Source organism: Polynucleobacter sp. (assembly GCF_044342855.1).
GTDB lineage: Bacteria > Pseudomonadota > Gammaproteobacteria > Burkholderiales > Burkholderiaceae > Polynucleobacter.
This window is the reverse complement of the sequence record NZ_JBIIPA010000004.1, coordinates 40,528-58,926: the sequence shown is the minus strand read 5'-3', so window position 1 is coordinate 58,926 and position 18,399 is coordinate 40,528. Positions and strand designations below refer to the sequence as shown.

The 18,399-nt window shown below is 46.2% G+C and carries 25 protein-coding genes; 11 read left to right on the top strand and 14 right to left on the bottom strand.

All coding sequences use genetic code 11. The annotated features are described in order from the left end of the window. Positions 1 to 19: 19 nt before the first annotated feature. The 4 genes from rsxB (at position 20) to ACIQZ3_RS02555 (ending at position 2,612) form a co-directional block, all read left to right on the top strand. Positions 20 to 712: an electron transport complex subunit RsxB gene (rsxB, locus tag ACIQZ3_RS02570; RefSeq protein WP_397390058.1), complete on the top strand. Its 693-nt coding sequence runs from the start codon at positions 20 to 22 to the stop codon at positions 710 to 712. Beyond that, on the top strand, positions 712 to 1,368 hold the full coding sequence (nth, locus tag ACIQZ3_RS02565; protein WP_397390056.1) for an endonuclease III: 657 nt from the start codon (positions 712 to 714) through the stop codon (positions 1,366 to 1,368). Before rsxB ends, nth begins: the two co-directional genes overlap by 1 nt. After that, a complete protein-coding gene (locus tag ACIQZ3_RS02560) occupies positions 1,361 to 1,786 on the top strand; it encodes a DUF1841 family protein (RefSeq protein ID WP_397390148.1) in 426 nt (141 codons plus the stop codon). The genes nth and ACIQZ3_RS02560 overlap by 8 nt, the downstream gene beginning before the upstream one ends. A gap of 82 nt (positions 1,787 to 1,868) precedes the next feature. After that, positions 1,869 to 2,612, top strand: a complete 744-nt coding sequence (locus ACIQZ3_RS02555) for a hypothetical protein (RefSeq protein ID WP_397390054.1) — start codon at positions 1,869 to 1,871, stop codon at positions 2,610 to 2,612. 17 nt (positions 2,613 to 2,629) lie between these two features. Here the strand turns inward: ACIQZ3_RS02555 and ACIQZ3_RS02550 are convergent, their stop codons facing one another. The 4 genes from ACIQZ3_RS02550 to clpB all read right to left on the bottom strand — a co-directional run bounded on the left by ACIQZ3_RS02550 (position 2,630) and on the right by clpB (position 8,635). After that, complete coding sequence (locus ACIQZ3_RS02550; protein WP_397390052.1) at positions 2,630 to 3,070, bottom strand: HIT family protein; 441 nt, start codon at positions 3,068 to 3,070, stop codon at positions 2,630 to 2,632. A gap of 115 nt (positions 3,071 to 3,185) precedes the next feature. Continuing rightward, positions 3,186 to 4,484, bottom strand: coding sequence for an isocitrate lyase (gene aceA, locus ACIQZ3_RS02545; protein WP_072583092.1), 1,299 nt, complete (start codon positions 4,482 to 4,484; stop codon positions 3,186 to 3,188). Between the two features lie 269 nt (positions 4,485 to 4,753). Beyond that, positions 4,754 to 5,992, bottom strand: a complete 1,239-nt coding sequence (locus ACIQZ3_RS02540) for an MFS transporter (RefSeq protein ID WP_397390050.1) — start codon at positions 5,990 to 5,992, stop codon at positions 4,754 to 4,756. Between the two features lie 48 nt (positions 5,993 to 6,040). Beyond that, entirely contained in the window at positions 6,041 to 8,635 is a 2,595-nt protein-coding gene (clpB, locus tag ACIQZ3_RS02535) for an ATP-dependent chaperone ClpB (protein WP_397390048.1), read from the bottom strand. Between the two features lie 64 nt (positions 8,636 to 8,699). Between clpB and ACIQZ3_RS02530 the strand changes: the two genes are divergently transcribed. Next, a complete protein-coding gene (locus tag ACIQZ3_RS02530) occupies positions 8,700 to 8,993 on the top strand; it encodes a GIY-YIG nuclease family protein (protein ID WP_397390046.1) in 294 nt (97 codons plus the stop codon). Between the two features lie 15 nt (positions 8,994 to 9,008). Here ACIQZ3_RS02530 and ACIQZ3_RS02525 read toward each other — a convergent pair whose 3' ends face one another. From ACIQZ3_RS02525 to ACIQZ3_RS02500, 6 genes are all read right to left on the bottom strand, one after another. Then, on the bottom strand, positions 9,009 to 9,188 hold the full coding sequence (locus ACIQZ3_RS02525) for a hypothetical protein (protein WP_397390044.1): 180 nt from the start codon (positions 9,186 to 9,188) through the stop codon (positions 9,009 to 9,011). Further along, complete coding sequence (locus ACIQZ3_RS02520) at positions 9,179 to 10,402, bottom strand: exonuclease domain-containing protein (protein ID WP_397390042.1); 1,224 nt, start codon at positions 10,400 to 10,402, stop codon at positions 9,179 to 9,181. Before ACIQZ3_RS02520 ends, ACIQZ3_RS02525 begins: the two co-directional genes overlap by 10 nt. A 28-nt stretch (positions 10,403 to 10,430) precedes the next feature. Then, entirely contained in the window at positions 10,431 to 10,724 is a 294-nt protein-coding gene (locus ACIQZ3_RS02515) for a tetratricopeptide repeat protein (RefSeq protein WP_397390040.1), read from the bottom strand. A 193-nt stretch (positions 10,725 to 10,917) separates the two neighbouring features. Beyond that, positions 10,918 to 11,484, bottom strand: coding sequence for an RrF2 family transcriptional regulator (locus tag ACIQZ3_RS02510; RefSeq protein ID WP_397390038.1), 567 nt, complete (start codon positions 11,482 to 11,484; stop codon positions 10,918 to 10,920). 99 nt (positions 11,485 to 11,583) lie between these two features. Beyond that, a complete protein-coding gene (locus ACIQZ3_RS02505; protein ID WP_397390036.1) occupies positions 11,584 to 11,997 on the bottom strand; it encodes a DUF2244 domain-containing protein in 414 nt (137 codons plus the stop codon). Between the two features lie 46 nt (positions 11,998 to 12,043). Further along, a complete protein-coding gene (locus ACIQZ3_RS02500; protein ID WP_397390034.1) occupies positions 12,044 to 12,196 on the bottom strand; it encodes a hypothetical protein in 153 nt (50 codons plus the stop codon). Positions 12,197 to 12,303: 107 nt separating this feature from the next. On the opposite strand from ACIQZ3_RS02500, the gene ACIQZ3_RS02495 reads away from it, so the two are divergent. From ACIQZ3_RS02495 to ACIQZ3_RS02480, 4 genes are all read left to right on the top strand, one after another. Then, entirely contained in the window at positions 12,304 to 12,849 is a 546-nt protein-coding gene (locus ACIQZ3_RS02495; protein ID WP_397390146.1) for an LON peptidase substrate-binding domain-containing protein, read from the top strand. 108 nt (positions 12,850 to 12,957) lie between these two features. Then, positions 12,958 to 13,827: an oxygenase MpaB family protein gene (locus ACIQZ3_RS02490; RefSeq protein ID WP_397390032.1), complete on the top strand. Its 870-nt coding sequence runs from the start codon at positions 12,958 to 12,960 to the stop codon at positions 13,825 to 13,827. Between the two features lie 10 nt (positions 13,828 to 13,837). Further along, entirely contained in the window at positions 13,838 to 14,215 is a 378-nt protein-coding gene (locus ACIQZ3_RS02485) for a DUF4149 domain-containing protein (protein WP_397390030.1), read from the top strand. Further along, a complete protein-coding gene (locus ACIQZ3_RS02480; RefSeq protein ID WP_397390028.1) occupies positions 14,212 to 14,544 on the top strand; it encodes a hypothetical protein in 333 nt (110 codons plus the stop codon). Before ACIQZ3_RS02485 ends, ACIQZ3_RS02480 begins: the two co-directional genes overlap by 4 nt. Here the strand turns inward: ACIQZ3_RS02480 and ACIQZ3_RS02475 are convergent. Further along, positions 14,516 to 14,701, bottom strand: a complete 186-nt coding sequence (locus ACIQZ3_RS02475; RefSeq protein WP_397390026.1) for a hypothetical protein — start codon at positions 14,699 to 14,701, stop codon at positions 14,516 to 14,518. The two genes, ACIQZ3_RS02480 and ACIQZ3_RS02475, sit on opposite strands and share 29 nt — an antisense overlap. A gap of 93 nt (positions 14,702 to 14,794) precedes the next feature. On the opposite strand from ACIQZ3_RS02475, the gene ACIQZ3_RS02470 reads away from it, so the two are divergent. Further along, positions 14,795 to 15,418 (top strand): alpha-ketoglutarate-dependent dioxygenase AlkB family protein, encoded by a 624-nt coding sequence (locus tag ACIQZ3_RS02470; protein WP_397390024.1) that lies wholly within the window; start codon positions 14,795 to 14,797, stop codon positions 15,416 to 15,418. Further along, positions 15,415 to 16,404, top strand: coding sequence for an NAD(P)/FAD-dependent oxidoreductase (locus ACIQZ3_RS02465; RefSeq protein ID WP_397390022.1), 990 nt, complete (start codon positions 15,415 to 15,417; stop codon positions 16,402 to 16,404). Before ACIQZ3_RS02470 ends, ACIQZ3_RS02465 begins: the two co-directional genes overlap by 4 nt. A gap of 7 nt (positions 16,405 to 16,411) precedes the next feature. On the opposite strand, the gene moaE is transcribed toward ACIQZ3_RS02465, so the two are convergent. From moaE to glp, 3 genes are read right to left on the bottom strand one after another with little or no spacing between them, the layout of a single operon-like run. Next, positions 16,412 to 16,870 carry a molybdopterin synthase catalytic subunit MoaE gene (gene moaE, locus ACIQZ3_RS02460; protein WP_397390020.1) on the bottom strand — a complete coding sequence of 153 codons (459 nt, stop codon included), beginning with the start codon at positions 16,868 to 16,870 and terminating at the stop codon, positions 16,412 to 16,414. Between the two features lies 1 nt (position 16,871). Continuing rightward, entirely contained in the window at positions 16,872 to 17,129 is a 258-nt protein-coding gene (gene moaD, locus ACIQZ3_RS02455) for a molybdopterin converting factor subunit 1 (protein WP_397390018.1), read from the bottom strand. An 18-nt stretch (positions 17,130 to 17,147) separates the two neighbouring features. After that, positions 17,148 to 18,389, bottom strand: a complete 1,242-nt coding sequence (glp, locus tag ACIQZ3_RS02450; protein WP_397390016.1) for a gephyrin-like molybdotransferase Glp — start codon at positions 18,387 to 18,389, stop codon at positions 17,148 to 17,150. Positions 18,390 to 18,399 lie beyond the last annotated feature (10 nt).

The following is an 18,399-nucleotide window of genomic DNA, read 5'->3' as shown; positions in this document are numbered from 1 at the left end:
TTAGGGTGCGCAAATTGCAATGAATATTCAGCAGACAACAGAACTTGCCAATCGCCTCGAGGACATCCTTCCTCAAACCCAATGCACCAAATGCAGCTATCCAGACTGCAGGGCCTATGCAGAAGCAATGGCAACAGGCGAGGCTTTGCCTAATCGCTGCCCTCCTGGAGGCGCAGAGGGTATTCAAAGACTGAGCGACATCCTTGCACCCATCTTCCCTCAGAATGCTTTTGAGCTGCACTCTCAGATTGATTCTGAATGCGGCTTAGAGCGCCCTAGGCCAGTTGCCTTTATCGATCCTAAGACCTGCATCGGATGCACATTGTGTATTCAGGCATGTCCAGTAGATGCCATTGTGGGCGCTTCAAAGCAAATGCATATTGTTTTGAGTGGCTGGTGTACCGGCTGCGATCTTTGTATACCGCCCTGCCCTGTTGACTGCATCACCATGATTGATGTCACTAGCGAAAAAACTGGCTGGGATGCTTGGTCACCAGAATTGGCACAACTCGCACGCTCTCGATATGAGGCGCGTGATGTCCGACTAGATCGTGAGCAACGCGACAATGATGAGCGACTGGCAAAGAAGGCTGCAGCCAAATTGGTAGCAGTTAATGCAGAAAAACCTGACTCAGAAGAAGCCATAAAAGAGCAGGAACGAAAGCGAGCTATCATCGCTGCCGCCATTGCGAGAGCCCAGCAAAAGAAATGATGAATCTCGAAAAGCGCCAAGCCTTTTTTGAATTGCTCCGGGGAAATAATCCCCATCCAGAAACAGAACTGGAATACAGCTCCCCATTTGAATTACTCATTGCTGTTTTGTTGTCTGCTCAAGCCACTGATATTTCAGTTAATAAGGGGACTCGCAAGCTCTTTAAGATTGCCAATACGCCTCAAGCTCTTTTGGATCTGGGTGAGGAAGGCGTTAAACCCTTCATTCAGCACATTGGTTTATTCAATGCCAAAGGTAGACATATCCAAGAAACTTGCCGACTGCTCCTGGAAAAACATGGCGGCGAAGTTCCGCAAAACAGAGAAGATCTAGAGGCGCTGCCAGGTGTAGGTAGAAAAACTGCGAACGTCATCCTCAATACTGCTTTTGGACACCCCACCATGGCTGTCGATACCCACATCTTTAGAGTTTCCAATCGAACCGGCTTAGCGCCTGGCAAGGATGTTGTAAAGGTAGAGGAGCAATTACTCAAGCGCGTGCCAAAAGAGTTTTTAATGGATGCTCACCATTGGCTTATTCTGCATGGTAGATATACCTGTAAGGCACGCAGCCCTGATTGTGAGCAATGCATTGTTGAACCACTCTGTGAATTCAAGCAAAAAACTGGCAAAGGAAAAGTTCGTGGCAATATTTAATCCAACTCGTGAAGAAGTGCGTCGCTTTTTCTGTGATACCTGGAAGAAGAAAACCGAGAATCATATTCTGACGCCAATGGAAATAATTGCCAGCGACTGGATGCTTGAACACCCCGAATATCACACACTCCTATCAGATCCAGAAAGCGCAGTGGCGCAAGACTACACACCAGAACGTGGTGAAACAAATCCCTTCCTACATCTCTCAATGCATTTATCGATTAGCGAGCAAATCTCCATTGATCAACCGCCAGGCATTAAAGCAATTGCAGAGAGGCTCTCCAAGAAACTGGGTTCCGAGCATGAAGCCCAGCATGCCATGATGGAATGCCTTGGACAAGTGATGTGGGAAGCGCAGCGTGAAGGGCAAGCGCTTAGTCCTGAGAAGTACCTTGAGGCGCTCAAGAAGCTAAACTAAACAAACTATAAAGACAGTCCGGAACCAAGCGATGACCCTCTTCACTCTTGATGTATTAAAATTTTCGGCAGCATCCATTGTCATGATTGCAGTAGTCGCCTATGCGATTTACTGGGTCCTAAATGACTCGCCCATATCTCGGTGGCTTAATGATTCAGATGCAGTGGTTCCGTCTTTCCTATCCATTACTGCATTTATTTTTGGCCTTACTATTTCCACTCTTGCGGGCTTTTCATTTGAGAAGCACGAATCAGCTATCTCAAACTTGATTACTGAATCAAGCTCAATTGATAGCCTCATTAATGTCTCAACAGTCTTACCCTCAGAGGATCGGGCGCAAATTAACGTGGCGATAAAAAACTATCTCAATGCAGTCATTGAGAAGGAATGGCCTGTTATGAATGAAAAAGATGCTAAAAATCGAGAGATCGCATTGCCTGAATTTATAGCCTTAAGCAAAACAATCAACCAGATAGCGTATCAAACTAATCAGCGCGCTTCCATAGGGAGTCAGCTTGAAGCAGAGCTAACAGTCATTCGCCACAATCGTAAAGTTAGGCAATCTATAGCATATGACACTGACAATATAAATAAATGGATTGTCATTCCCATTTCTTCGATTCTGCTACTGATCTCGGTTGGCATCGTACATCTTGGCAGCCTTAAAGCGATGAAAGTATCGCTATCAATAGCCTCGCTTTGCATACTCACGGCGATGACTTTTCTCTACATCACCATTTCACCTTATGGCATGTGGAATCCCATAAAACCCCATCAACTCGAGGAATCTTTGAGGATGATGGGCACCGTCAATTCAAATAACTAAATCCGGTATTTAGTTGCTCAAGATAACGCAGCTATTGCGGACTTAATCGCCGTCGGCAGGTCTTGAGCCAATTTCTTTCTTGCCTCTAAATTTACTGCGGGCGTTTTTTGAGTTTGTTGAGACCAGGCTGATCCCGGAAAGAACGCATCATCCTTATACCTAGGAATCACATGCCAGTGAATATGCGGCACCATATTACCTAAGGCAGCGATATTCACCTTATCTGGATGCATCACATGCCGCACAGCCTCTTCAACTGCAAAGACTAAGGCCATGAGGTGCTCGCGCTCACCACAGGTGAGATCAGTCATTTCAGCGACATGATGATTCCAGATCACGCGGCAAAAGCCAGGAAGCTCAGGGGCATTCACGAGTATGACGCGGCAATCATTGCCACGCCAAATCAATTGACCCTCTTCAGGATTGAGATCTTCTTTACAAAGTACGCAATTAGTCATGAGAAGAATGTATACGAAAACGGCATCTAAGTCACCCTTGTGAGGTAATTTAGATGCCGGGACAGTAAAGGCAGATTTATTACTGCGCTGCTACTACGTACTACTTAGGGATTCCTTAGTGGAACTGCTCTTCTTCTGTAGAACCAGTCAACGCTGTTACTGAAGACTTACCACCCTGAATCACAGTGGTCACATCGTCGAAGTAACCAGTACCAACTTCTTGCTGATGGGATACGAATGTGTAACCACGATCACGAGCAGCAAATTCTGGCTCTTGTACTTTCTCGATGTAAGCAGTCATACCGCGCTGCATGTAGTCTTGAGCCAAGTCGAACATGTTGTACCACATGGAGTGAATACCAGCCAAGGTGATGAACTGATACTTGTAGCCCATTGCGCCTAATTCGCGTTGGAACTTGGCAATAGTTGCGTCGTCTAAATTCTTCTTCCAGTTGAAAGATGGTGAGCAGTTGTAAGCCAACATCTTGCCTGGGAACTTCGCGCGAATTGCTTCAGCAAACTGACGGGCAAACTCGAGATCAGGCGTACCTGTTTCACACCAAACCATATCAGCGTATGCAGCGTATGCCAAACCACGGGAGATCGCTTGATCCAAGCCCTTACGTGTTTTGTAGAAGCCCTCTGGAGTGCGCTCGCCTGTCAAGAATGGCTTGTCGTTTGCATCGTAGTCAGATGTCAACAAGTCAGCAGCTTCAGCATCTGTACGAGCCAAAATGATAGTTGAAACACCCATTACGTCAGCAGCTAGACGAGCAGAAATCAACTTTTGCACCGATTCAGCAGTAGGCAACAATACCTTGCCACCCAAGTGACCACACTTCTTAACGGAAGAGAGTTGATCTTCGAAGTGAACGCCAGCAGCGCCCTGCTTAATTAATGCCTTGCTTAATTCAAATGCATTCAACACACCACCAAAGCCAGCCTCAGCATCAGCAACGATTGGAGCGAAATATTCAATATAACCAGCGTCGCCTTTATTAATGCCTTTGGCTGTTTGGATTTCGTCAGCACGTTGGAATGAGTTGTTAATACGCTCAACCATCTTTGGAACTGAATCAACTGGATACAAAGATTGGTCTGGATACATCGCTGCGTATGAGTTACCGTCAGCAGCAACCTGCCAACCTGACAAGTAGATAGCTTGAACGCCAGCTTTAACCTGTTGCATTGCTTGACCACCAGTCAAAGCACCCAAACAGTTAACGTAAGCTTCGTTATTCACCAATTCCCAGAGACGCTCTGCACCATGCTTAGCCAAGGTGTGCTCAATCTTTAATGAGCCACGAAGACGAACAACGTCTTCAGCCGTGTAACCACGAGTAATACCTTTCCAGCGTGGATTGGTATCCCAGTCTTTTTGTAGTGCTGCGATTTCTGCTTTGCGATCTGCCATGTTTTTCTCCCTAAGTTAAACAAGTACTTCAAATATTTGGACATTCAAGTCTTATGTCTTATATAAGAGTTTAAGGATCCATGAAAAGCATGCAAGCACTATTTCGGCAATTTTTAAAAATAATTAGTTCAATTAATTCAGTAAGTTAAATAGTATTTTTTGTAATATGGAATGGCCATTCAAGGGGCGAAAGAATCCCAAACCTGGAATGTTGCACTGCATTTTACGTATGGGAATGTCTTTTCACATTATGAAAAGAAAGAGGCTGGCTAAGCAGTTTTCGGGGCGCTGATAGTGGCGACCTTGAATCCAGTCAAAATAATCATGAGCTGCAGAACTGCCACGCCAATGAACAAGAGCTTTGGCAAGCCCACATCCAAGAAGAATCCGAAGACTAGCGGGCTTAGAGCGGCGCCTAGATCGATACCTGAGTACACAATGCCGTACACCCTGCCCGATGAGCCAGATGGTGTTGCAGAGCGAATCATCAAATCACGCGATGGAGCGGCAATACCCAAACCAAGTCCAATCACAATGAAAGCAATCACAATCGATTCAACGGGTATTAAACCAGTGGCTAATAAAAGACCCATCACGATATTGACGGTAAAACAGATCGTAATAATGCGCTCGGGTACTTTTAACTTAGTAGCAAGATAGCCTCCAAGAAGCATCCCTCCGGCGCCACCCATAGACATGAGCGTTAAGTAGTAATTACCGGAACTCACGGCAATGTCATAGATCTTGAAAAGTGCTGTTGGTGAAAATGACTGCAGGCCTGTCGTTGCAGCCATGCTAAAGAAAAAGAAAATCCAGCAAAGCCATACAACGGGTAACTTTAAAAATCCAAAGGTGCTCATCGGCCCACCGCCAGGATTGCTTTGAGCATGACTAGCCTGTGATTCCTCGCGCCTTGCATGGACATCATCAACTAAGCGCGCCCTACCAATCCAAAGAGTTAACAAGATCAGAACTTCAAGCACTGCAGCAGATAAAAAGGCAATACGCCAATCAGCGATAATGGCTACAGCCACCATAAAGGCTGGAGCCGCTGCCCAACCGATATAGCCCGTTACCCCGTGAATGGAATAAGCGTAAGGCAAATTAGGCGGGGAAATTTTGTGATTGATGAGCGTGTAATCCACTGGATGAAAGACGCCATTGCCACATCCCGCTATTACTGCCCCCAAAACTAACATAGCATAGCCATTGCTTTGCGAATAAGTGAGTGCAGCTAATGCAAGCAAACCCGCACCAGCAAACAGCACGGGGCGAGCCCCAATGCGATCCACCAAAAAACCAGAAGCTGCTTGCACAATGCAGGAGACCACGAAGAAAATGGTCATGAGCAAACCTAGCTCGGCATAGTTGAAGCCAAACTCCGCCTTCAACCATGGGAACATGGGTGGCAGGATTAAATGAAAGAAATGGGAACTGCCGTGAGCCAGGCTAATCAAACCAACAACCCGGACATCACTGGCGCGCCTCATTTTCAGAGCGTCAGTCATGCTCCGAGTTTCCTGGTGCAGGAAAATTCCTGCTGATATGGCTTTGTATTACTTGCTAAAACTAAAGTCGCCATTCTGATCAACGCCTACAGGAACCGTATCCGTAGGGCCAAACTTACCTTCCAAGATCATCTTAGAAACTGGGTTCTCGATATATTGCTGAATCGCACGCTTCAGTGGTCTTGCCCCAAATATAGGATCAAAGCCGACTTCTGCAATCTTGCTCAGAGCGGCATCGCTAACCTTCATCTGCATATCCACCTTTGCCAAACGATCTGACAAGTTCTTGAGCAAGATCTTCGCAATATTAGCGATATTGCCTTTATCCAAACCATGGAACACCACGATCTCATCAATACGATTTAAGAACTCAGGACGGAAATGATTCTTCAGCTCTTCAAATATCGCCTCTTTGATCTCGGACTGCTTCTTATCAGTCATTGACTGGATGAGATGCGAGCCAATATTGCTGGTCATCACAATCACCGTGTTCTTAAAGTCCACAGTACGACCTTGACCATCGGTCAAGCGGCCATCGTCCAACACTTGTAAGAGTACGTTAAAGACATCAGGATGCGCTTTTTCGATTTCATCAAACAAGATGACGCTGTAAGGATGGCGACGAACTTGCTCAGTTAAATAACCACCCTCTTCGTAACCAACATAACCCGGAGGCGCACCGATTAAGCGTGCCACGCTGTGCTTCTCCATGAACTCACTCATATCAATACGGATGAGATGATCTTCGCTGTCGAATAAGAAACCGGCTAGGGCTTTGCACAACTCGGTCTTACCAACACCTGTAGGACCTAAGAATAAGAATGAACCATAAGGGCGATTCTCTTCAGCAAGACCAGCGCGGGAGCGACGAATAGCATCCGACACTGCGCGAATAGCCTCTTCCTGACCAACCACGCGCTTATGCAAGAGCTCTTCCATCTTCAACAGCTTGTCGCGCTCACCCTGCATCATCTTCGATACCGGAATGCCAGTCGCACGAGAAACCACTTCAGCAATCTCTTCTGCACCTACCTGAGTGCGCAAGAGCTTGTTCTTAACCACACCATCTTTATCACCTTTTGCTTCCGCTGCAGCGGCAGACTTGAGCTTAGCTTCAAGCTCAGGCAGTTTGCCGTATTGCAATTCAGCGACTTGCTCTAACTTACCGTCACGCTGGAGCTTTGCAATATCTATCCTTACTTTTTCAATTTCTTCCTTCAGGTGAGCTGCACCCAAAACGGCACCCTTTTCTGCCTTCCAAACCTCTTCCAAGTCAGCGTACTCAGCGCCAAGACGCTTAATTTCATCTTCAATGAGACCTAGGCGTTTTTTCGAAGCATCATCCTTCTCTTTCTTAACGGCTTCGCGCTCAATCTTCAACTGAATCAAGCGACGCTCCAGTCTATCCATCACCTCAGGCTTAGAGTCGATCTCCATCCGAATGCGTGAGCCAGCCTCATCAATCAGGTCGATTGCCTTATCCGGCAAGAAACGATCCGTAATATAGCGATGTGATAGTTCAGCAGCCGCAACAATCGCTGGGTCAGTAATCTCAATTCCATGATGCAGTTCATAGCGTTCTTTTAGGCCGCGCAAGATAGCGACGGTAGCCTCAACGCTAGGCTCTTCCACCATGACTTTTTGGAAGCGACGCTCTAGAGCGGGATCTTTTTCGATGTACTTACGGTACTCATCCAAAGTCGTTGCGCCAATGCAATGCAATTCACCGCGAGCCAAGGCGGGCTTAAGCATATTGCCGGCGTCCATCGCGCCCTCTCCTTTGCCTGCACCAACCATCGTATGAATCTCATCAATAAAGATGATGGTTTGACCTTCGTCTTTAGCAACGTCACTGAGAACCGCCTTTAATCGCTCCTCGAATTCACCGCGGTACTTGGCACCAGCTAATAACAAGGCCATATCCAATACGAGAACGCGCTTGTTCTTGAGGGTTTCAGGAACTTCGCCATTAATAATGCGTTGGGCCAAGCCCTCGACGATGGCTGTCTTACCAACGCCTGGCTCACCAATCAACACTGGGTTGTTTTTACCGCGACGTTGCAGGATCTGAATAGTGCGACGAATTTCATCATCGCGGCCAATAACAGGATCAAGCTTACCCATACGAGCACGCTCAGTTAAATCGACGGTGTATTTCCTTAAGGCTTCACGTTGGCCTTCAGCATCTGCACTATTCACTGACTCTCCTCCGCGCACTAAATCAATAGCCGCCTCTAACGATTTACGATTTAATCCATTCTCGCGAGCGATCTTGCCGAGTTCGCCCTTATCATCTGCCACCACTAGCAAAAACAACTCACCAGCGATAAATTGATCATTGCGCTTATTGGCTTCTTTTTCACATAAATTGAGCCAGTTACTTAAATCACGGCCAACCTGAACCTCACCACTAGTGCCCTGCACTTCTGGGAGATTGCTAATCAGTTTCTCGGTTGCCTTCTCAAGGCCGGGTACATTTACGCCGGCACGGGTTAATAAACTCTTGGCGCCACCGTCGGAATCGCGCAACATAGCCAAAAGCAAATGAGCTGGCTCGATGTATTGATTGTCTTTTGCCAAAGCAATGCTTTGCGCCTCACTAAGCGCTTCTTGAAATTTAGTAGTTAATTTATCTATTCTCATTTTTTAAGTCCTATCAACTCTATCTATTTTTATACATTTCTATCTATAGAATATAGGGGCATTCTTGATAATTTCAAGTCTGTTAGACCTCTTTTTAAGCGAATTTATCCCTATTTTGACCTGGCTTGTTTACCTCTTAGAGTGCTCTGATGGCAGCTATTACGCTGGCATTACGAATCGCCTAGAACATCGCTTGGCAGCCCATAATTCAGGTGATGGTGCTCGGTATACGAGGGCTCGCAGACCAGTGATGCTTTTGGCTGCACAAGAGCACCCCGATCGCTCTGAAGCCTCCAAGGCGGAGGCTAAGCTAAAGAAATTGCCTAGATCTGAAAAGTTAGACTTTTTTAAAACCTAGACTTTTGGATGCTGTTTACACAGCGTCTTTGACTGCCAAGGGAATCACCTGGCTCTTAAAGCTTCCGGCCAGTGCTTTTTTCAGGATCTTGTAAATATCTAGGTCAAACTCAACCTCACCCGAGTCTGCTAATTCATAGAGCTCTTCCTCGTTGATCGCAGTACCAAGATAACGCCATTGATCTACTACGTGCATATGACCAGCTTCTTTAATTGCAATAGGTCCTGCATAAGGCCATACCTGAACCTGAAATAACTCCAAGGCAGTCTTGAGTTGAAGATTGTGAACTCTATAGGGGAGCCACCAATGCAAGCTCCTCCGCATTGCTTTACCTGATAACCAAAGCAAGCTTTACCTTCAACGCGCTTCTCTAAGCCCAAAAGCGCCTCACAGAGTCGATATTTTTTAGCTATTGCCTTGAGATAAGAATTGGCCTCTCTTTTACTATAGAACAAGCCAAATATGTTTTCTTGAACTCCAGGATCTAATTCACGATGGCCAACTAGGTGCGGAGTAAGTACGCCATTCTCATCGAGTTCTAATCTCCGAGCACAGAGATCTTTTGAGTGGCGTAATTTAACGTTCATGCTGGGCATGCGCTCTTTAATGAGTCGAGATTCTAGAATCAGCGCCCCTAGCTCTCCACTAGTCTCAATCCAATCAATATCTCTAACCTGCATTGAGAGCTTCATTTCCTTGCGCTGAGTGAGCGCTCCCTGAAAATGCCCCATCACCCTACCGCGCAAAGAAATACTCTTGCCGATATAAATCGGAACCTGATTCTCACCATAAAAAATATAGCAGCCCGGCTTCTCTGGAATGGAATCCACCAAAGCTTTATCGATATTGGGCGGCAAGCTCGGATTTCCAATAAGCTGGTTCATGGCTTTGAGGAGCGCCTCACGCCCTAGCTTTGCTTCACATACTCGCAAAAACTGGGGCAATAAATCCGCGTCACCAAGCGCACGATGCCGAGAGCTAATTTTTAACTTATGGGCGTTGATGATGGCGTCTAGGTTGTGTCTAGCCTGCTCAGGAAATAGCAGTCTAGATAGCTTTACAGTGCACAGCACTTTAGGCTTAAAGTCGATGCCCGCACGCTTAAAAGATGCTTTCAAGAAACCATAATCAAATCGAGCATTATGGGCTACAAAAATCTTACCCTCGAGCTCTCGAGCGATTTCTGTTACAAGACCCTCAAAGGGAGGCTGCTTACTCACCATGTCCGGACGAATGCCAGTCAAGGCCTGTATGTTTTGCGGAATAAATGTTTGGGGATTGATGAGGCTTTCCCAAGTCTCGACTTGATCATGAATCAGGGATTTGATCCCCACCTCCATAATGCGATCGCGCTCAAAATGTGAGCCCGTAGTCTCAATATCAACAAATGCTAATGGGGGGGTACTCAAGGTCACTCGTTGACATCGGGGGAAAGAATTACTTTTTACCTTGATACTTCGCAATACTCGCTTTGAGGTCTCTGTACTCTTCACAACTAAATACACAAGCCTTATCGAGTCTTGCCAGCATAGCCTCAGCCCCAGGCAAGTCCTTCTTCATCAAAAGTAACTCACCGCAATACTCCAAGGCAGCCCGATGGTTTGGATCGATCTTGAGTGCTGCTTGGTAATACTTTTCAGATGACACTAAATCTGGTGGCTGTTTTTTACGAAGGCTGTATCCCATGAGGTTGTTCCAGCCTGCTGAGTTGACTTCATTTGCCGACTGCAATGCCTTATTGCCTGATCATAATTATTGGATTTAATGCTGGCGCGAGCATCTGTTAGCCAAGCTGGATCAGATTTAGCTGGAGTGCTATCAGCGGCTACTGAAACTACCCATGGTGATATTGCAAGGACAAGGGATAAAAATAGCTTGCTAGCGAAATTCCATTTGATTGTCTGCATCATCAAAATCCTTATTGCTATCCTGCTTTGTGCAGGTAATCACCGAAACTAAAAATGGAGTTTGGCCCCAAAGGAACATCTTCCACCTTCTTAAACGGCACTTTAATTACCCTCTGAATCTCACCCTTAGATGGCTTATTCACCTTCAATTCTGGGTAAGAAAAAGTCTGACGCTCTGGTGCGGTTTTGGCCTCACTAAATCGCGGGACATAATCTTTAATAGCATCAGAGAGGTTCATATTAGCCATGCAACTGAGCATATAAGTCTCTAGGGATTGATACAAGTCACTTGCAATATCGCAAGCCTCAACCTTACGCTTTTTGATGCAATTCATGGCCAGCACCACATCCTTAATAGTGACCATTCGGGGATCTTGCAAGAGCGTGTACCCTCCATTGCGACCCTTTGTACCTTTGACAATTCCCGCGGCACGCAAGGCGCTGAGTAAAAGCTCTATTCTGCTAATGGACAATTTTTGACGTTGCGCCAGCTCTAATCCGGTGATGGGCTGAACGCTGTTTGAATTGGATGCAATGTCAACCAAAGTATTTAAGGCGGCTTTCACTGCGGTATTGACGTTCATGATTAATTTAGCAAATGGGTTGAATTGAATTCAGTATCAGGTTAAATGCATATTTCCGCAGACTCCCAAGCTTTAACCCTGCAGGACTCATGGTTGCAATCAACCCAAATATGGTCTTAGCTCAGCAAGGAGCTTCTTAAATTGCTCACGCCTAAGAAACTGACCAAGCTCAACGCTCTGCCCTGTCCGTTCAATAAAAAATACTTTTTGATGCTCTTCCGGCCGAGATAGCCTGACCCAGCGAGTATTAAATTCAATCACCGCCTCTTTGTAGGCGATAAATTTCCTCACAATTAAGCGGGTTCCGCTAATTTCAATCTCCTCAAAATCTAAGGCATGTCGGCAGTAAATCAAGAAACCGGCAGCGACAGCGGTCAACTCAATGGCCGTAAAGATGAGGATAATTTTTACGCCAGCCAATAGAAAACCAGTGGCCACAGTGAGCGAAAGGCAAACCAAGGCAATGTAGAACTTGAGCAACTGACCTGGGGTCAGCGCGCAATTTCGCCTCATCTTCCAGGTTTTTATCATGGGATGCGGATTTAGTGAATCTGACGGCCTAGTTATTAACTGCCTTGGCTTGTTTGGCTTTTTCAAGCTGGTCAGCACTGCGCTGCTGAAAATCAACCATTGAGTGGTGGCTCATTTGGTAACAAGGACAATGCTTACCCAGAATCCATCGGGGGAGCTTGACTCGTAATTTTTGAATCATGTTAATTCTCCTATGTATACACACCAATTTAGCTTAAATCCTGGAATGTTGCTGAACGGGGCGTAATTTGACGACTCAGCAGAATAAATAGAAATCCTTTAAATTGAATACATGACAAAACCTTCTGCAACAGCCAACTGGATACCCTTTTCCCCCTCGGTACCACCCTATTTCCAGGGGGTGTAATCGCTCTCAAAATTTTTGAGGCGCGCTACCTAGATATGATGAAGCGATGCTTACGTGAAAATTCGCCTTTTGGAGTTGTGAGCATTCTTGAAAACAATCCGGTTGATTCAGATGCAGACGCCCTCGCTAATTTTTCAAACATTAGCACCATAGCAAAATTGGAGGAATTTGATCCGATTCAGCCCGCTCTTTACATGACCAAGTCCTATGGAACGCAGCGCTTTCATCTCTTACAGATCAAACAAGAATCCGATGGCCTATGGATGGGTCAAGTTGAACTGATTGATGCTGACCCTGAAATACCATTACCAAAAGAACATGAAAAAGTAGCCGCAATTCTTCATGAAATTATTGCTGTCATCAAAACCGAAGATTTACTTGGGGGGATGCATTCAAAATCCCAGAAAATCTCGATGATTGCGGATGGGTTTCCAATAGATTGGCAGAACTCCTGCCGCTGCCCCTAACCCAGAAGAATCATTTGCTTGCACAAAGTAATCCCAGAATACGGCTCGATTTAATTTCCGAGATTATTGAGGATGATGGTCTTCGCAATATCGCGATTCATTAGCAGCATGATTGATGAACTAATTCGTCGGTCAATTCGAGCAACGGTAGGCGGCGGTGGCTCACCCGTCGCATTTCTCGAGCCAGCTGGGGACAGAGGCTTGCTCGGTCCGGAGTCGATAGCCTGGAAGGTGCATGCAGATTTTATTTCTATGATGATCGGCGGCATTAGCTCATTAGTGCTGCAAGCCCTTCACCCAAAGGCGCTTGCTGGTGTATGGGATCACTCCAGCTTCAGGGAAGATCTCAAAGGTAGGCTAGGAAGAACTGCGTTCTTCATTGCAGCAACTACCTACGGCTCCCATGAAATGGCAAATAATGCTATCAATCGCGTTAACCAGATCCATCAAAAGGTCACTGGATTTGATGAATTCAATCAACCCTATAGAGCAGATGATTCCGAGCTACTCGCGTGGATTCATCTAACAGAAACCCGTAGCTTTATGCGCTCTTATGAGTCATATCGAAGTGAATCTCTTCGTGCGCAAGAAAAAGACCAGTATTTCGCAGAAATGAAAATACTCGGGGAGAAATTAGGAGCCATTGATCTTCCAGATACCTATGCCAGTACTGAGTATGCGATCAAACAATACATCCCCCAACTTCACTACGGGGATAGAGCTAAAAGCATTATTGAAATGCTGGACAATTTTCCAAGCAGCCTCAGCGCGAAGCCTTTTGTGAAAATGATCAGTCACGCAGGGTTTTTGAACCTACCCAATTGGGTATACCCCATCATTAATCGACCAGAACCGAGCCGACTAGAGCGCATTGCAATGACTTCTGCTATTCGAATGCTGGCAATACCAGTTAGAGAAGCGCTAAAAGACGGCGTAGCTGCTCACTCCCTCCGCAGGGTATATGGATCAACCAAATGAAAAGGCAAGCATGATTACCAATTATCTTATTTCCTGCATGGTGGGAATCATGCTGTTCTTTACTGTCGTAGTGGCACCTACAGTATTTAAGGTGCTCCCTGTTGAGTGGTCCAGTAAATATGTTCGGAACTTTTTCCCAAAATACTATGCTAGCCTTGGGCTTGTTACTTTGGTATCCATATTTACCGAACAGGATTCTGCTAGTAGGCTTTATCTCATAGCCTGCGCAATTTTGTTCGCCTTCACTCTATTTTTTCTCACAGGAAAAATCAATGCCGCAAAAGATGAGGGAAATAATAAACAGTTCCACATGCTGCACGGCTTAAGCGTGCTTATCAATATCACTCAACTCTGCATTTTTATTTACTTACTGACTAAATCACTATGAAGTCATCTAATAAATTCATTATTGCTGGCTTATTAACAGTGATAGCCCTGTCTGCGCAGGCTCAAGTAGTCAATCAGGGGAAGTTCACTCAGAATTACAAAGACGCGTGCATGAAACAGCAAGTCCAATTACATGCGAAGTTAAAAGCGATCTCAGCTGAATCTTTTGCCGAGTACTGCGATTGCGCCACGCGCCAGCTAATGACGAATCTCAGCCCAGCGCAAATAAAAGAACTCAATCAAAGCGAAGGTCGCCCTGCTTGGCTAAAGGCAGCAGAACAGTCAGCTAGTAAAGCCCGCCTCAAAGAGGGTCCTGGGATTCGGGTTTAGAGTTTTCAGAGCTAGCGTCAGCAGGCTGGTTCTTCGCTGATAGCAGGGGTGGCGCACTCATTTTTTCACCATCCCAAACTTGGCCACACCAACACTCACCCGCATCATTAATGATGCAAACCCCTGAGCCACAGCAACGCTTATCTGGTGCTTTCATGGTTAACCTATTTATCCTGAACAATTCATAATGAGATCTATTCTAGAGTTTTTATTGAAATGACGTATTCACCCCGAACCTGATTCATCAACCATGCAAAACCAGTTATTTGATCGCCATGAGTCTGCAGAACCTCTGGTTATATTGGCTATAGATGGCCAAGCTGAATATCTCAACAGCTTTTTAGATGTAGATGCTGCCGATAGCTTATTTAAGAATCTATTGGGTTCGCTTGCCTGGGAATCTGACCAAATCCAGATGTTTGGGAAATTTCTTACAACCGCAAGAAAAGTTGCCTGGGTAGGCGATCCAGGGTGCCTGTATACCTACTCTGGAATTCAAAAAACTCCTCAGGGCTGGACCCATGAGCTGCTACAAATAAAGCACAAGCTTGAACAAGTGACTGGCCATATCTTCAACTCTTGCTTACTCAATCTGTATCACAACGGGGCTGAAGGCATGGGGTGGCATAGTGATAATGAGAAGGAGCTAGATAGTACGACCCCTATCGCATCAATCAGCTTAGGTGCTCGACGTAAGTTTGCATTTCGCCATAAGCAGAATAAAACTACCACTTCAGTATTTCTGGATCATGGCAGCCTCCTCATCATGCATCCACCCATTCAAGAGCACTGGCATCGCAGTCTTCTTAAGACGAAGGCTGCCATAGATCCACGAATCAATCTCACCTTTCGCAAAATACTTCCTAAGATATGAATACTAGTAAAGCAATCAAAAAGGTAGTGGTTATTGGCGCAGGAATTGCAGGCCTCTCCTGCGCGAGAGAGCTACAGTCACAGGGCATATTGGTAGATGTCTTTGAGAAGAGTCGCGGCCCAAGTGGGCGAATGAGTACGCGTCGTAGTGAAGATTGGTCGGCAGACCATGGCGCCCAATACTTTACCGCCAGAGATCCTCGTTTTATTCGGGAAGTGAAAAGCTGGATACAGGCTGGAATTGCTAGCATCTGGAAACCTAAACTCAAGGTGTACGAAGCTAAGGCATGGCGCCAAAGTAACTCACTGGAAATCCGCTATGTCGGCACCCCCAATATGAACTCGATAGGAAAGCATCTTGCTGAGAAACTATCCATTCAATATGGGGTAACTATCTCAAAATTAGAACGGAGAGCTAATCAGTGGCATCTTCAGAGCAGTGAGATTGGTGAAATCACTGCGTCCTATGATTTTGTCGTACTAGCCATACCCGCTCCTCAAGCAAGCGCCCTAGTCAAAGACCTTGATGCTAGAGCTTTTGATATCACTCACTCAGCCCAAATGAAGGCCTGCTGGACAATGATGGCAAATTTCTCCAATCAGACAGCAGCAGACTTTGATGCAGCGTTTATCAATCAAGAAATCATTAGCTGGATTTGTCGGAATGGATCTAAGCCAATGCGACAGGGATCTACGTGGACCATCCATGGCAGCCCAGCGTGGAGCCAAGATAATGTTGAGTTGAGCAAAGAGGAGGCTCAAGACCAGATGGTGAAATGTCTGATAAGTCTTGGTTTTAACTGCCAGGATGCAGAAATCAGCATGCACCGCTGGCGCTATGCAAGCGGCGGTCTAGAAAATTCAATTGGCTTTCTTTCGCTAGCGGATATTGAATTAGGACTTTGTGGAGACTGGCTTAATGGCGGCAGAGTCGAGGGTGCTTGGTTAAGCGGTCTTGATCTGGCTGTGACGCTAAAAGAGGTGTGACGCTAAATTATTTCCAACGCGCCATTGCGGCATCGTCAGTCACGCGTGCATCAACCCATTTACTACCTTCCGGAGTTTCTTCTTTTTTCCAAAATGGTGCTGCTGTTTTTAAGTAGTCCATGATGAACTCGCAAGCAGCAAATGCTTCACCTCGGTGAGCGCTAGTAACCGCTACCAAAACAATTTGATCCTCGGGTAGAAGTGTTCCCACTCGATGAGTGACTAATGTTTTATAAAGATCCCAGCGGCCTCTTGCTTGCTTGATGATTTCCTCTAGGGATTTTTCTGTCATGCCAGGATAGTGTTCCAGCGTCATACCCTTGACTTGACTGCCATCATTCATATCCCTAACGGTACCCACAAAAGTCACTACTGCACCCACACGAGGATCACCCTTGCGAAGTGTCTTCACTTCAGTTGTAAGATCAAAATCTTGCTCTTGAATGCGGATGGAATCGTTCTGCATCTTAGCCACCAGTAACCGGAGGAAAGAAAGCCACCTCAGCACCCTCCACCAAGGGAGTGGAGTCACTCACCATCTCTTGATTTAAGGCGCAACGAATCACCTTAGCACTAGCCAACACCTCAGCCCAAGGATTGCCTCGCTGAGCAAGGTAGCCTCTTAAGTCAGCAATGGTTTTCACTTCCGGCGGTGTAGTGATGCTCTCGCCAGAAAGTCCAAGACCCTCTCTTAATGAGGCAAAGAATCGTAATTCGAGTTTCATAAGGGAATCGTAATACGGTTAAGCAAGGAGCGCATTAAACGGAATGTACTTCACCATATCTCCTGCCTTAATTGCTTGCCCCGGCGGACAATCCACTAAGCCGTCACCCCATGAAGCACTTGTAAGTACACCAGAGCTTTGGTTAGGGAATAGATCTAAACCGCCCTGCCCATTAATCTTGACACGGAGGAATTCATTGCGACGATCACCCTTGAGCCAATCAAAGTCAGCTCGCATTGGGTAGGACTGTGGCATTCCCGCATCTCGTCCTTGTAACTTCAGAATAAATGGTCGCACAAACAGTAGGAATGTCACAAAGCTAGAAACTGGGTTTCCGGGGAGTCCGATAAACCAAGTTTCCCCATCCTTGCTTTCACTTGACTTGCGTACAGCACCAAAAGCCAAAGGCTTGCCAGGCTTAATCGCAATTTGCCAGAGATCCAACCTACCCTCAGCAGTTACTGCTGGTTTGATATGATCCTCTTCACCAACAGATACACCACCGGAAGTAATGATCAAATCATGATCTTTGCTGGCCTTGCGAAGCGTTTCTTTGGTGGCCTCAAGGCTATCGGGAACGATTCCAAAGTCTGTGGCTTCGCATCCCAAGGATTTAATACACGCTAATAAAGTATCGCGATTGGAGTTGTAGATGCCACCTGGTTTAAGCGGTTTACCTGGCAGAGAAAGTTCATCGCCAGTGAAAAATGCCGCAACCCTCACTTTGCGCTTCACTCTTAGATGCGTAAGACCAGCAGATGCCGCAACACCTAATTCTTGTGGGCGCAGAAAAGTACCCGCTGTCAGGGCTACTTTTCCAGCAGTCAGATCCTCGCCTCTTCGACGAATCCACTGGCCTGATGTTGTCGCAATATTGACCTGCACTTGATCGGTTGATCCCTCTGGAATAGCGCAATCTTCTTGCATGACAACAGCATCAGCACCCGGAGGCACTGGAGCGCCTGTAAAGATTCTGGCAACAGTGCCTGGCTCCAATTGGGTACCCATTGATCCCGCCGGAATACGTTGTGTAATCTTGAGGGTGCTTCCAGGCGCTTGGGTATCCGCAGTACGCACCGCATAACCATCCATTGAGGTGTTATCGAGCGGGGGGACATCCACCAAGCTATTCACATTTTCCGCAAGCACACGGCCGAGCGCAGCTTGCATAGTGACTGCCTCACTCTCACCTACAGTTTTTGCATTTGACAGCAGGTGATCTAAAGCCTGCTGAGCAGTCAACATCGGAGGCTTAGTCATAGTAGTTTTT

Bases quoted from the DNA above. Each gene is read 5' to 3' on its own strand.
- rsxB (WP_397390058.1), top strand. From the start codon at position 20: ATGAATATTCAGCAGACAACAGAACTTGCCAATCGCCTCGAGGACATC.
- nth (WP_397390056.1), top strand. From the start codon at position 712: ATGAATCTCGAAAAGCGCCAAGCCTTTTTTGAATTGCTCCGGGGAAAT.
- ACIQZ3_RS02555 (WP_397390054.1), top strand. From the start codon at position 1,869: ATGATTGCAGTAGTCGCCTATGCGATTTACTGGGTCCTAAATGACTCG.
- ACIQZ3_RS02550 (WP_397390052.1), bottom strand. From the start codon at position 3,070: ATGACTAATTGCGTACTTTGTAAAGAAGATCTCAATCCTGAAGAGGGT.
- aceA (WP_072583092.1), bottom strand. From the start codon at position 4,484: ATGGCAGATCGCAAAGCAGAAATCGCAGCACTACAAAAAGACTGGGAT.
- ACIQZ3_RS02540 (WP_397390050.1), bottom strand. From the start codon at position 5,992: ATGACTGACGCTCTGAAAATGAGGCGCGCCAGTGATGTCCGGGTTGTT.
- clpB (WP_397390048.1), bottom strand. From the start codon at position 8,635: ATGAGAATAGATAAATTAACTACTAAATTTCAAGAAGCGCTTAGTGAG.
- ACIQZ3_RS02525 (WP_397390044.1), bottom strand. From the start codon at position 9,188: ATGCACGTAGTAGATCAATGGCGTTATCTTGGTACTGCGATCAACGAG.
- ACIQZ3_RS02510 (WP_397390038.1), bottom strand. From the start codon at position 11,484: ATGAACGTCAATACCGCAGTGAAAGCCGCCTTAAATACTTTGGTTGAC.
- ACIQZ3_RS02505 (WP_397390036.1), bottom strand. From the start codon at position 11,997: ATGAGGCGAAATTGCGCGCTGACCCCAGGTCAGTTGCTCAAGTTCTAC.
- ACIQZ3_RS02500 (WP_397390034.1), bottom strand. From the start codon at position 12,196: ATGATTCAAAAATTACGAGTCAAGCTCCCCCGATGGATTCTGGGTAAG.
- ACIQZ3_RS02490 (WP_397390032.1), top strand. From the start codon at position 12,958: ATGATTGATGAACTAATTCGTCGGTCAATTCGAGCAACGGTAGGCGGC.
- ACIQZ3_RS02485 (WP_397390030.1), top strand. From the start codon at position 13,838: ATGATTACCAATTATCTTATTTCCTGCATGGTGGGAATCATGCTGTTC.
- ACIQZ3_RS02480 (WP_397390028.1), top strand. From the start codon at position 14,212: ATGAAGTCATCTAATAAATTCATTATTGCTGGCTTATTAACAGTGATA.
- ACIQZ3_RS02475 (WP_397390026.1), bottom strand. From the start codon at position 14,701: ATGAAAGCACCAGATAAGCGTTGCTGTGGCTCAGGGGTTTGCATCATT.
- ACIQZ3_RS02470 (WP_397390024.1), top strand. From the start codon at position 14,795: ATGCAAAACCAGTTATTTGATCGCCATGAGTCTGCAGAACCTCTGGTT.
- ACIQZ3_RS02465 (WP_397390022.1), top strand. From the start codon at position 15,415: ATGAATACTAGTAAAGCAATCAAAAAGGTAGTGGTTATTGGCGCAGGA.
- moaE (WP_397390020.1), bottom strand. From the start codon at position 16,870: ATGCAGAACGATTCCATCCGCATTCAAGAGCAAGATTTTGATCTTACA.
- moaD (WP_397390018.1), bottom strand. From the start codon at position 17,129: ATGAAACTCGAATTACGATTCTTTGCCTCATTAAGAGAGGGTCTTGGA.
- glp (WP_397390016.1), bottom strand. From the start codon at position 18,389: ATGACTAAGCCTCCGATGTTGACTGCTCAGCAGGCTTTAGATCACCTG.